The sequence below is a fragment of the Chitinophaga sp. NPDC101104 genome (assembly GCF_050277495.1).
Taxonomy (GTDB): Bacteria; Bacteroidota; Bacteroidia; order Chitinophagales; family Chitinophagaceae; genus Chitinophaga.
Genome location: NZ_JBNNSF010000001.1, coordinates 456,789 through 469,017, shown reverse-complemented (window position 1 = coordinate 469,017; position 12,229 = coordinate 456,789). Strand labels below are relative to the sequence as shown.

Annotated in this window: 8 protein-coding genes; 2 read left to right on the top strand and 6 right to left on the bottom strand. The window is 54.4% G+C overall.

The window, feature by feature from the left end:
• Positions 1 to 95 precede the first annotated feature (95 nt).
• The 4 genes from ACQKLP_RS01990 to ACQKLP_RS01975 all read right to left on the bottom strand — a co-directional run bounded on the left by ACQKLP_RS01990 (position 96) and on the right by ACQKLP_RS01975 (position 6,681).
• Positions 96 to 668: a DUF3341 domain-containing protein gene (locus tag ACQKLP_RS01990; protein ID WP_341842383.1), complete on the bottom strand. Its 573-nt coding sequence runs from the start codon at positions 666 to 668 to the stop codon at positions 96 to 98.
• A gap of 41 nt (positions 669 to 709) precedes the next feature.
• The gene (gene nrfD / locus ACQKLP_RS01985; protein ID WP_427319559.1) at positions 710 to 2,146 is read right to left on the bottom strand and encodes an NrfD/PsrC family molybdoenzyme membrane anchor subunit; all 1,437 of its coding nucleotides are present in this window, start codon (positions 2,144 to 2,146) and stop codon (positions 710 to 712) included.
• 121 nt (positions 2,147 to 2,267) lie between these two features.
• Positions 2,268 to 5,375, bottom strand: a complete 3,108-nt coding sequence (locus ACQKLP_RS01980; protein WP_427319557.1) for a TAT-variant-translocated molybdopterin oxidoreductase — start codon at positions 5,373 to 5,375, stop codon at positions 2,268 to 2,270.
• Positions 5,376 to 5,439: 64 nt separating this feature from the next.
• On the bottom strand, positions 5,440 to 6,681 hold the full coding sequence (locus tag ACQKLP_RS01975; protein WP_427319555.1) for a c-type cytochrome: 1,242 nt from the start codon (positions 6,679 to 6,681) through the stop codon (positions 5,440 to 5,442).
• Between the two features lie 565 nt (positions 6,682 to 7,246).
• Here ACQKLP_RS01975 and purN point away from each other — a divergent pair.
• Positions 7,247 to 7,810 (top strand): phosphoribosylglycinamide formyltransferase, encoded by a 564-nt coding sequence (gene purN / locus ACQKLP_RS01970; protein WP_427319553.1) that lies wholly within the window; start codon positions 7,247 to 7,249, stop codon positions 7,808 to 7,810.
• A gap of 52 nt (positions 7,811 to 7,862) precedes the next feature.
• The gene (locus ACQKLP_RS01965; protein ID WP_427319551.1) at positions 7,863 to 8,516 is read left to right on the top strand and encodes a hypothetical protein; all 654 of its coding nucleotides are present in this window, start codon (positions 7,863 to 7,865) and stop codon (positions 8,514 to 8,516) included.
• Here ACQKLP_RS01965 and ACQKLP_RS01960 read toward each other — a convergent pair whose 3' ends face one another.
• Together ACQKLP_RS01960 and ACQKLP_RS01955 are read right to left on the bottom strand one after the other, a co-directional pair.
• Entirely contained in the window at positions 8,517 to 10,766 is a 2,250-nt protein-coding gene (locus tag ACQKLP_RS01960) for a TonB-dependent receptor (protein ID WP_427319549.1), read from the bottom strand.
• Between the two features lie 177 nt (positions 10,767 to 10,943).
• A complete protein-coding gene (locus tag ACQKLP_RS01955) occupies positions 10,944 to 12,176 on the bottom strand; it encodes a GTP-binding protein (RefSeq protein ID WP_427319547.1) in 1,233 nt (410 codons plus the stop codon).
• Between the last annotated feature and the right edge of the window lie 53 nt (positions 12,177 to 12,229).

The following is a 12,229-nucleotide window of genomic DNA, read 5'->3' as shown; positions in this document are numbered from 1 at the left end:
GTCTTTTCAGTTGCTGGACAGATACCTTCCGGCTCCGTCCTCCTTTATAATGTCAATAACTGATCTTTCTATTCGATTCGTATCCGCCCAAACGATTATTTGGCGAATACCTTGTCTTCCCTGTCGAAGCGACCCAGCCACCAGCCGGCTTCAGCCGTCTGCTCGTTGATCTCCTTCGCGCCCACGCTGCTGAGGAAGCCTTTCACCTCTTCGGCACTCGTCTTGTCAGACAGCTCGATCGCCATTACGAACAGATCGTCCGTTTGACGGGGGTGGAAAATGTGCTTCTTTACGAACGGGGCCATCTGACACAGGTACATGAATGTCATCACCATACCCACCGCGGAGAACAGTACCGTCAGCTCGAAAGTGATGGGAATGAACGCCGGTAAGGGGAAGTGCGGCTTGCCACCGATATTCATCGGCCAGTCGGTCGTAAATACCCAGCTCATGAAAGACAGCGCCGTCGTTGTACCGCAAAGCGCGTAAATGAAGCCGGCCGTGTGCAGGCTCGTCTCTCTCAGGCCCATCGCATGGTCCAGGCCATGGATCGGGAACGGGGTGTACACGTCATGTATCTTGTAACCGGCCTGGCGTACTTTCTTTACCGCCGGAAACAACACCGCCTCATCATCAAAACTGCCTACAACAAATTTCTTAACAGCCATATGGATAATTATTCTGTATTCCGTTAATCTTAATTCAATTCTTAGTGGTGCGCTGTGTGATCGTGCGCAAATTTCTCAACGCTCTGCTCTTCGTATACGTCCATCTTCTCCTTGAAGTTCTGGCCGGATGTTTTCAGGATCGACTTGATCTCCGCAACGGCGATAACCGGGAAGTACTTGGCGAACAGGAAATAGCAGGTGAAGAACAGGCCGAACGTACCCAGGTAGAAACCAACTTCCGGCCAGGACGGGCGGTAGTAGCTCCAGGAAGAGGGCAGGTAATCGCGGTACAGCGAAGTACAGATGATCACGAAACGCTCGAACCACATACCGATGTTCACGATGATGGACATGATGAAGGTAACCATGATGTTCCTTCTCATCTTGCGGAACCAGAACACCTGCGGGGAGATTACGTTACAGGTCATCATGATCCAGTAAGACCATCCCAGCGGGCCGGCAGCGCGGAACTTGTAGAAGGTGTCGAATTCATATTGAACGCCGGAGTACCATGCCATGAACAGCTCGGTCAGGTAGGCAACACCTACGATGGAGCCGGTCAGTACGATCACCTTGTTCATCGCTTCGATGTGGCCAAGGGTGATGTAATCTTCCAGTCCGAGTATTTTACGGGTGATGATCAGCAGGGTCTGTACCATCGCGAAGCCGGAGAAGATCGCACCCGCAACGAAGTAGGGCGGGAAGATCGTGGTGTGCCAGCCGGGGATCACGGAGGTAGCAAAGTCGAAAGATACGATGGTGTGTACGGAAAGTACCAGCGGGGTGCTCAGACCGGCGAGTACCAGAGAGAGCGATTCGTGACGCTGCCAGTGCTTGGTGGAACCGGTCCAGCCGAAGGAAGCAACACCATACAGGAGTTTCCGCAGTTTGGTTTTGGCGCGGTCACGCACTGTCGCGAAGTCGGGCAGCAGACCGGAGTACCAGAACAGGAGGGAAACGGTGAAGTAAGTAGAGATCGCGAACACGTCCCACAGCAGGGGCGAGTTGAAGTTTACCCACAGCGGGCCGCGGGTGTTGGGGTAAGGAAGTACGAAGAAGGCCATCCAAACACGGCCCATGTGCCAGATCGGGAACTGGCCCGCGCACATTACCGCAAAGATGGTCATCGCTTCCGCCGCGCGGTTCACCCCTGTACGCCAGCCCTGGCGGAACAGGAGGAGGATGGCGGAGATCAGCGTACCGGCGTGACCGATACCTACCCACCATACGAAGTTGGTGATGTCCCAACCCCAACCGATGGTCTTGTTCAGGTTCCACACACCTGTACCGAAGTAAACCTCCCAGAATACGGAGAATACACCGAACAGCAGCAGGGCAATGGAGATGAATAAACCTATATACCACAGTTTACCAGGCTTGGCTTCAATAGGACTGATAATGTCCTCCGTTACCTGGTGATAATCCTTAACCCCATCTACTAAAGGTTCTCTCAGTGTGGATTCGTACTTCAAATGCATAGTATTTCGAGCTTTGCTCGCCCCGGATCGCTCCGGGGCTATGTTGTTTCAAAACTTAAAACAGATTCTTAACTAGTTCTATCGTTCTTGTTCCTTCCCCTTTCGGGTTGAAACGCTATCATTAGTGATGAGCTTTCTCTTCAGCTTTCGCATCGTGCCCGGCGGCTACCGGAGCGGCATCCTTGTTACGGATTTTCGCCAGGTAGTTGATGGAGGGCAGTACGTGCGTTTCTTCCAGTACGTAGTACATACGGTCGGTCTGCTCTTCGTTACGAACTTTGTAGATACGGCTTTCCTTGTCGTTCACGTTGCCGAATACGATAGCGCCGCTGGAGCAAGCCTGTTGGCAGGCAGTTTTCGCTTCGCCGTCTTTCATCGGGCGGCCTGCTTTCTTCGCGGCCAGTTTCGCGTCTTGCAGACGCTGAACGCAGAAGGAGCATTTTTCCATCGTACCGCGGGAACGAACTACCACGTCGGGGTTCAGTACCATGCGGGTGAGGGCGTCGTTCATATCGGCAGTATCGTGCAGGTTGCCTTCGAAGCTGTCTGCACCGTTCCAGTCTCTCCAGTTGAAGCGGCGAACTTTGTACGGACAGTTGTTCGCGCAGTAACGGGTACCGATGCAACGGTTATAAGCCATCTGGTTGATACCTTCGGAAGAGTGGTTGGTAGCGGCTACCGGGCAAACGTTCTCGCAGGGTGCGTTGTCGCAGTGCTGGCAGAGCATGGGCTGGAACACCACCTCGGGGTTGTTTTCGTCGCCGGCGAAGTAGCGGTCGATACGCAGCCAGTGCATTTCGTGCGCCAGGATCACCTGTTCCTTACCTACTACGGATACGTTATTCTCTGCAGTACAAGCTACCACGCAGGCGCCGCAACCGAAGCAGGAGTTCAGGTCGATGGACATGCCCCACTTGATACCGGGATATTCGAACTTGGTGCCGCCGGTGTACAGGGTACCTTCGTTACGGAAATCTTCACCATATGTTTCGAACAGGTGCTGGCGATCGTGGTTCACTTCTTTCGGGTTCTTGATGAACTCCTCGAGCGTGGTTTCCTTGATGATCGGGCGGCCTTCGTAGCTGTTGTGGGTCTGGGTAAGACCTACCGCGTATTTGGCGCCGGTTGCTTCTGCTTTGGCTTCGTTGGAGAAGTAATCGAAAGTCTGGCCGTTGAAGGATACGAATTGGTAAGCGTTCTTACCCACTTCGCCGGCAGCCTTACCGATGAATTCTTTTTTGCCGCGGCCGTAACCTACTGCGATAGCGATCGTATCTTCCTGGATACCAGGCACGATCAGCAGGGGCAGTTCAACGGTTTTGCCTTTGGCGGTGATTTTCAGAACTTTCTTTTCGGCGTTGATTTCGTAATCGTCGCCCAGTTCCATATTGAAAGTTTTCGCGAGCTTGTTGGATACGCAGGCGTAGTTGTCCCACGTAGAGCGCGTGATCGGGTCGGGCATTTCCTGGAGCCATGGGTTGTTGGCTTCCTTACCGTTACCGATGGCCACTTTTTCGTACATCACCAGTTCGAGGCCGGAGGTTTTCGGCGCACCGATTTTGGCAGCGGCGGCAGCAACGTCGGCTACGAAAGAAGCACCACCCAGCGCAGGGGCCGTTGAGGGCTCGATGAGACCGTCTTGCAGGGTTTTGTCCCATGCAGCCTGTGAGCCCAGGCGGGTGATCCATTCATTTTTCAGGTAATCTACCCATGCGGTGGTGTTGCCGGTCCAGGTCAGCAGGCTGTCCTGGAAAGCACGGGTTTTGAACAGCGGGGCGATGGTCGGTTGGATGAAGCCATAGTAACCGCTCTTCGGCTCGGCATCACCCCAGCTTTCGAGGTAGTGATGGTCGGGCATGATGTATTTGCAAAGCTCGGTGGTTTCGTCGTAACGGTCGTTGAACGAGATCGTTACAGCGGTTTTCTTCACACCGTCCCTGAATTTGGCTGCGTCGAAGTAATCGTAAGCGGGGTTCACGCCGTAAACGATCAGGGCGCCGATGGAACCTGCGTTCAGGTCGGCGACCAGCTGCTGCATATCGCTGTCGATACCTTGCTTGTAATTAACGGGAGAAGCCCAGTCGATGGTGGTTCCGTTGGAACCGGCCAGGTTGTTGATGGCGTTTACCAGGATCTGAACGTTCACATCGTTGGAGCCAGACACTACGATCGATTTGCCGGGGTTGGCCTGGATGGCTTTGGCGGCTTTGGCGATGCCTTCTTTCAGGCGGGTGTTGGCGATAGCGGGAGCGGAAACGGCACCACCGAGGGCAGCCAGCAGCGCCTGGGCTACTACGCCTGCTTCGGAGGGGCGGTGGGTGAAGCGCTCGTCGGCGTTGGCGCCGGTGAGGCTCATCATGCTCTCGAAATGGAAGTGCTTGCTCATTTCGGGGCTTTTCTGGTTGATCTTGCGGCCTTCACCGTATTGAACGGAGAATTCTGCAGGGTTCAGCCAGGTACCGAGGAAGTCGGCGCCCAGGCTCACTACTACTTTCGCGTTTTCGAAGTGGTAGGAGGGGATGGCACGTTTACCGTAGGAAGCCTCGTTGGCGAGGAGCATACCGGAATAGGAAACGGCATCATATGTTACATGGCGGCTTCCGGGATATTTCGCCAGGAATTCACCGATGAGCTTTTTGGTGGAGGGGCTTATGATAGAGGAGGTGAGCAGCGCTACGGATTTGCCGGAAATGGCGGCGGCGATCTGCTTGTCCAGCTCGGAATATTGCATTTCCTTGATGCGGGCTGCCAGGTCTGCGTCGCCGTTCATTTGGTTGATACCGGGGAAGCGGAGGCGGGCCACATCATATAAAGAAAGAACGGAAGCCTGTACACGGGCGGTGGTGGAACCTTTCGTGATCGCCGACATATCGTTGCCTTCGATCTTGATGGGGCGGCCCTCACGGGTTTTCACCACCAGGGGAACGTACTCACCGTCTACAGTATAAGCGGAAGCATAATAGTTGGGAACACCGGGGGTGATATCTTCCGGTTTGTTTACGTAGGGGATCGCCTTCTTAACCGGGATATCGCAGCTGGCCGCGATGGTAGCGGCGGCAGTGGTAAACCCGAGGTATTTCAGGAAGTCCCGGCGAGGGGTGGTCCCACCCAGGAAACTATCGCTCTCTTCAAACGGCAGGTCTTCCCTGAATTCGTTTTTCACAGTCTCCTGATGCGAAGTGGTATTGTGCAACTCCTCCAAGCCTTTCCAATACTTTTTTTGCTCCATGTGATTATTTATATCGCGTTACGATTTGAAAAATTTGTCTGGTCTGATTTCTCTGATCTATTGATTAGTAGTGGCACTTCTGGCACTCGGTACCGCCCAGCATTTCTACGGTCACACTGTCAACCTTGCCTGCTTTCACATCATTGTGCAGCTTTTCGAAGATGCTGTAGTAGTTGTTCTCGGCAAACTGCACTTTGGTGGTACGGTGGCAGTTTACGCACCAGCCCATAGACAGGTCGGCGAACTGCTTCACTTCGTCCATCTCCTGGATATCGCCGTGGCAGGTCTGGCACTGTACCTTGCCTGCGTTCACGTGCTGGGAGTGGTTGAAGTAAACGTGGTCGGGCAGGCTGTGGATTTTCTTCCATTCGATGGGCTGGCCCGGTTTGGTATAGCGGCCAGCGTCTTTATCCCATCCAACGTGGTCGAACAGTTTCTGGATCTCAGCCGTACCGTTCACTTTCTTGCCTTCAGCCGTGTAAAGGTCAGCACCGGTGTATTCGGTAATGGCCTTGTGGCAGTTCATACACACGTTCTCCGAAGGGATCATGGCATGCTTGCTCTTTTCAGCGGAAGAGTGGCAGTAAAGACAGTTGATCTGATTGATACCCGCGTGCACCTTGTGGGAGTAGAAGATGGGTTGCTCCGGCATGTAACCGTCCTGGCGGCCCAGGCCGATAGCGCCCTGGATGGTATAGTAACCGCCAACGATGAAGAGCAATACGATGCAGAGGGCGATGTAAACTTTGTTTTTGTAGAAGGGAACAGGTTCTGCGGTAGCATGGCCTTCTTTTTCGGAAGCCAGCTTGTTCAGATTGCTGTTGATCTGCATGAGGATCACCGCTACGATCGCGAGGATCAGGGTGATGATGCCGAACAGCAGGCTGTTGTTACCGGAATCCTTTTCCGCTCCTGCAGCAGCCGTACCCGCACCGGCAGCTCCCTTATCGCCACCAACCGGCTTCGACTCCTCCTGCGCGATGAACGCGAGGATATTGTCGATATCACCATCGGTGAGGGCCGGGAAGGCCGTCATCGGAAGCTTGTTATAGGAGTTGAAGAGATCAACGGCATACTTGTCGCCGGACGCAATTACAGAAGCGGAATTGCGGATCCACTTGTGAAGCAGCGCCTTATCGGCCCACCTGCTCTCAACACCTGCGAGCGCAGGGCCTGTCAGTTTTTTGTGCACATTGTGACAGGAAGCACAATTCTGCTGAAATAGCGTCTTACCTGCACCAGGATCTGCTGCCCGCGCGATGGAGAAGGAACTAACCAGCCCCGCGCATAGGATAAGAACACTCACAAATTGCTTACGCAAACGAATGGAAACACGACGATACACAGCCTATTTAGTTTAGATTTGACCTAAGGTTTCTTAAAAGTGCCAGCAAAAATAAGACAGAATGTTGACAATTTACCAACAAACGAAAAAAAATTGTCCTTGTTTTGCAAGCTGTTTTTATATAACATCCGCGAAAGATGATTCCGCTGAAATTATCTACTGTGGCTGATTTCGGCTCTCCCTTCACCCCCCGGCGCATACACGCCGGCCGCAATACCTGATAAAAATCATATTTACCATCTACGGAGATACTGCCGATCGCAGTGATACTTTTTTTGCTTGGAGTTTTCAACCAGACTGTCGGATAGTGCCTCACGGGAAGTTGTTCCGAACCGGATATAAGATACTTCAACCTACAACAAGATACGTATATAGTTGGTTGCATCGCCATGATTTTGCGCATTCCCGTCACCTGATTTCCATCAGTCTCCGCCCCCATGGCCCGGGCTTCTCCTAAAATTATGGAAATTTACCGTTACCGGAAATGGTTATCTGCCTATTTTTGTGCCTTAATTTATATACAAGCTTGAAAAACATCGCCATTTTCGCCTCCGGCGCCGGCTCAAACGCCCAGAAGATCATCGATCACCTCAAAGGCAACCCCGCCATCCGCGTGGCCGCCATCGTTTCCAACAAACCGGACGCCGGGGTCCTCCTCATCGCCGAAGCCGAAAACATCCCTTCATATATAATAGATAAGGAAGCATTCCTCCGGGGAGATTATTATGTTAAGTTGATGCAGGAACTGGAGATCGACCTCATCGTCCTCGCCGGCTTCCTCTGGAAAGTGCCCGCCAACCTCGTCCAGGCATTCCCCGACAAAATCATTAACATCCATCCCGCACTCCTCCCCAAATACGGTGGCAAAGGCATGTACGGCCACTTCGTCCACGAAGCCGTCATCGCCGCCGGCGAGCCCGAATCCGGTATCACCATCCACTTCGTCAACGAAAAATACGACGACGGCGCCACCATCCTCCAGGAAAAATGCACCATCACACCAGCCGATACCCCCGAAAGCCTCGCCAAAAAAGTACAGGCGCTCGAACATAAATGGTTCCCCGTTATTGTGGAACGATTATTGACCTGATTCCCAAAGGCGGGCGTCACCACCCGCCTCCCCCTTACAACCCGGCAGCCATATGAAAAGGATCCTTACCATTATCCTCCTTGCAACAGCAGCTCAAACCGCCCTTGCGCAGGAAGAACCCTTCCGCAAACGGACCTACATCAAGGTAAACCCCACCACCATCATCAATGAGCTGGACCTCTACCTCGAACAGGACCTCTCCGAAACCCTGAGCCTCGAGCTCGGCGTTTCCGGTATATACACCGATTACCCGGACTACGTCTTCTTCAAAAGGATCAATATCGGGAAAGAAAATCCCGGCATCTCTACCGAACAGTTCGTGGAAGGCCGCGGCGTCGGCTTCAGGGCCGGCCTCAAATGGTACCTCGTCCGCCGCAACACCGCTATCCGCATGGCCGGCACCTACTTCGAGCCCGTTCTCCTTTATAAAAAGGTATTCTATCCAAATGAAAAGGTCACGCTCAACAGCGCGACCTATGAAAATTCTGCGGATAAAAACGTCTACGGCCTCCAGCTCCTGCTCGGCCGCCAGATGCACCGCGGCAAATTCATCCTCGATCCCTATCTCGGCGTCGGCGTTCGCGGGAAAGTCTACACCGCCACCACCCACCGTATCGAAGGAGGGGCCGTGGTCCCCCAGGCAGACGAAGCCAGGAAATACCTCCCCAGCCTACACCTCGGTATCAAAGTCGGCCTCGCCCTCTGATTATTGCCGCGTGAACCGCACCCCCAGGAATCCACGGATACCCTGGTTCGGGGCAAATACGTATGCGGGGTCGAAAGTCAGGTTATAAGGATCAACGCTCCCGTCGGCGTTATAACCCGGCCGCTTATCGAAAGGGTCATGCGCATGCGCGATACTGTTCTTCGGCGGCAGGAAATTCAGCAGATTCTTCACCCCTCCGTAAATCTCCCACTCCTTCCCCAACTTCTTCGTCAACTGTACGTTCTGAATACTCCATACCGGCGACTCGGCCGGCCGCGGATCGTTCGGTTGCACCGGCAACAACATCGGCCCGTATATATTACCGGTATAATCGACCGTCAAACCCGCTTTTTTGAACGCATAACTCACCGTCCACGTCCCGGTAAACCGCTCCGTAAGCATGGGCCTCGTTTTCACCCCGCGGTCCTTTTCATAAACGTCCATCACCGTAGCCCCCGCCATGATCTTCAGCGGGAACGCGAACGCCAGGTCGGCATTGAGACTGAATCCCTCAGACACCGCATACCCGTTCAGATTGTCATATAATATGGAGTCGGGCCGGGAATAGTCGGGCATGATCCGGTTCGAGAAGTGCGTGTAGAAAGCTGTCGCATCCAGCCCCAAAAAGGCGCTTCCCAACGGTATTTTCTTCGTGTAGTTCAAATTGACGTTCCAGCTCCGCTCAGGTTTCAGCTCCGACTGGATCACCACTTCGCGGGCGCCGCTCAGCGCGGCATGGTCTTCCGTGAACACAGACACCACCCTGTAGCCCGTTCCCGCATTCAGCCGGAACACGTTCCGGTAGTTCGGCGTCCATTTATAAGCGAGGCGGGGCGTAACGATATTGCCGTGAAGGGAATTGTAATCGTACCGCATGCCCAGCAACAGGTTGTGCGCCGTAGCCAGCTTGATCTCGTCCTGCACGAACACGCCGGGCAGGAAAGTCCGCTGGGGCTTGTTGACGTCCTTATCCGTAGTAGCCACCGTATTGTCGTCATAGAACGTGTACCGGAACGGCAAGCCCGCCAGTAGCGTGTGTTTCCCTATTTCCTTGTCCCAGGTCAGCTGCGCGAACGCGATGGTCTGCTTCGCGAGGAACCAGGTGGCGCCATACACGGAATTCTGGTCGTGGTAGTTGAACGAGCCCTGCAGCATGAGGCGCGGCCGGGTCGGCAGCTGGTATTGCCCCAGCACTTCGACGCGACTGGTATATATGCTCTCACCGTACACGCTGTCTGTTCCGCGCCAGCGTTTTTCCCACTGGGTTTGTCCGCCCCAGCGGTCTTCGTAAAAATATCTGGCCGCCAGCGAAGCCACCCGGTCGTTTTTCCGTGTGAAGCTCCATTTATTGAAAACGCTGATCCGGTGTTGCTGGGTAACGTCGGTGAAGCCGTCGCCGTTATGGTCTGCGGGGTCCTGGTAATTGAAGTAATTCAGCCCCAGGAGCGACTGTGCCCGTGATCCGGCTTTAAACCGCCAGCCCATGTCCACGTTGTATTCCTGCCAGGAAGTGGCCATCACGTCGGCCGAAAGGACCGGCGCCGTGGCGGGCGATTTGGTGATGATGTTGATCAATCCGGCCACCGCTTCGGAACCATAGAGCGTCGAGGCCGGGCCTTTCACCACTTCCACCCGTTCCACAAGGCTGTTCGGGATGCCGGACAAGCCGTAGACGGTAGACAGGGCGCTGACGATGGGCATCCCGTCGATCATGACCATGGTGTACGGCCCTTCGAGCCCGTTGATGTGGATATCGCCCGTGTTGCAGACGTTGCAGTTCAGCTGCGGGCGCACGCCGTTTACATTCTGGAGCGCGTCGAAGATGCTGGGTGTGGGATTTTTCCGGAAGAAGACGGGGGAATAGACTTCCACGGGTACCGGGCTTTCCATTTTGGTTACCGGCCGGAGGGTGCCGCTGACCACTACTTCCCCGAGATTGCTGGCAGAAGGTTCCAGCCTGATCAGCACGCTGGTAGTGCCTGTGGGCTTGATGGTGACGGTTTGTCTGGAAGTGAGGTACCCTACCGCGCTCACTTGCAGCTCATGTTTGCCAGCGGGAACGTTGGGAATAATGAATTGACCGGTTTCGTCGGTCACGACGCCGGTTTTGAGATCTTTAAATCCGACGGTGGCGAACGGGACGGGGCTTTCGCCTGCGGAAACGGTGCCTTTCAGGCGGCCCTGGCCGTGAGCGGCGAGTGTTGCCGCAGCAAATAGTAAGGTTGAAATCGTGCGTAGCATTGCTGCCATGAGGTTGTAGGTTGTTTGTGAGACAAATTTAAAAACAGAATCGACATTTGTCTAAATTAATTTTTAGACTAGGCTAAATAATGGGGATTAGGAAAGAAGCCGCCGCCCGTGAAAATAATCGAGGACAAGTTGGGCGGCGGCGTTGGGGTTTCGCAGGAACTAATTACCTAAACATTATCAGAAAGCGGGAAATGGATCGTTGAAAGGCCGGCCAAGTTTCCAGCCCGTTATTTCTTCGTTGTTGCACAGGCAACCGTCGAGCAGGACGGAAATGGCGTGCGGGTCGATGTCCTGGCCGATGATGACGATTTCGTTGTAACGGTCGGCGAACAGTGGATGCCATCGTTCGCGGATGATCTGTTCGGATGCGGGATCGAGCTCCCAATGCTTTTCCGGGATAGCGCACCACCACACGCCGGCGCGGTCGGCCATGAGCGAGCGGCCCGCCTGGCTCCAGTTTATAGCCACGTCTGGCCTGGAAGCCAGCCACAGCAAACCTTTCGAGCGAATAACGCCCTGCGGCCAGCGATGCTGGACCATTTCCCAAAACCTTTCCGGATGGAACGGTGCACGGCTGCGATACACGAACGACCGGATCCCATATTCTTCCGTTTCCGGCACATGTTCTTTTTCCAGCTCGGCGATCCAGCCGGCGGATTGGGAGGTTTCATCGAAGTCGAACAGCCGGGTATGCAGCACTTCGCGGAGCGGCACCTCGCCCTTCACCGCTTCTACGATCCTGGCTTTGGCGTTGAGTTTGCGCAGAAGGGATTTCAGTGCGCCCTTCTGCTCTCCGGTCACGAGGTCGCATTTGTTGAGAACGATGACGTTGGCGAATTCAATCTGATCGGTTAGCAGGTTCACGATGGTGCGTTCGTCGGCCGCTTCCGTCAAACCTTTTTCGTTGAGCAGTTCCCGGCTGGAATAGTCGTGATGGAAATTGTAAGCATCCACGACGGTAACGAGTGTATCGAGCCGCGACACGGCGCGGAGATCGATGCCTTGCTGATCGTCTTGCCAGGTAAAGGTTTGCGCTACCGGCAGCGGTTCGGAGATGCCGCTGGGTTCGATGAGCAGGTAATCGAACCGTTGTTCCGCCGCGAGGCGTTGCACTTCGGCGAGAAGATCTTCCCGAAGGGTGCAGCAGATGCATCCGTTCGACATTTCCACCAGTTTTTCTTCTGTCTGATGGAGGGAAGCGGCGTTCCGGACGAGCTGCGCATCGATGTTGACTTCGGCCATATCGTTCACGATAACGGCTACGCGCAGGCCTTCGCGATTGTGAAGGATGTGTTGGAGGAGCGATGTTTTCCCTGCGCCGAGGAATCCGCTGAGCACGGTGACGGGCAGTTGGGAGGGCGCCTTGCGGAAGTGGTCTCCTGTCAAGGCAAAAGTGGATGCTGCGGGCATATGGTCAGGTTAAATGGTGACGAAAAAACTTTCGAAAGTGGGAATGTTACATC